Source organism: Rhizobium alarense, assembly GCF_021555155.1.
GTDB lineage: Bacteria > Pseudomonadota > Alphaproteobacteria > Rhizobiales > Rhizobiaceae > Rhizobium_D > Rhizobium_D alarense.
The window spans coordinates 1-679 of the sequence record NZ_JAKGBU010000196.1; the positions used below are offsets into that span (position 1 = coordinate 1).

1 protein-coding gene is annotated in these 679 nt (G+C 57.7%); it reads left to right on the forward strand.

Annotated features, from left to right (window positions below; translation table 11 throughout):
* Positions 1-665: integrase core domain-containing protein (locus tag LXM94_RS25975; RefSeq protein WP_235774784.1), on the forward strand; the 665-nt coding region annotated here is incomplete at its 5' end.
* Positions 666-679: the final 14 nt, after the last annotated feature.

Here is a 679-nt window from a genome sequence, read left to right on the forward strand (position 1 = left end):
TCGCCTGCGAAGCGCTCTCGACCACCAAGGAAGCCTATGCCTTCACTGTGTTCGAGAGCGTTTTCAAAGAGTTCGGCCTGCCGACCGCGATCAGGACCGACAATGGCGTGCCCTTCGCCAGCCCCAATGCGCTGTTTAACCTCAGCAAGCTGTCGGTCTGGTGGCTGCGCCTGGGCATCGACATCGAGCGCATCAAGCCGGGCTGCCCGCAGCAGAACGGGCGCCATGAGCGCATGCACCTCACCTTGAAGAAGGAAACCACCAAACCGGCAGGCGCCAATTTCCTTCAGCAGCAGGCCAAGTTCGATGACTTCATCGACGAGTTCAATTCAGAACGCCCGCACCAGGCGCTCGACATGGCCTGTCCGGCAGAGCGTTACGCGCCCTCAACGCGTCCCTATGCCGGTCTGCCCGATCTCGACTATCCGTTCCACGACAAGGCCGTCACCGTCACCACATGCGGCCGCATCTGCTATAACAGCAAGAAGATCAATCTCAGCCTCGTCTTTGCTGGCCAGACCGTTGGTATCAAACAAGTCGAGGACCACATCTGGCTGACCAGCTTCATGGACTATGATCTGGGATATTTTGACGATGAGACATGCAGGCTCGAACCACTCCAAGACCCCTTCGGGCCAAAAGTGTTACCCATGTCTCCGGTATAAACCGTAACCCATGT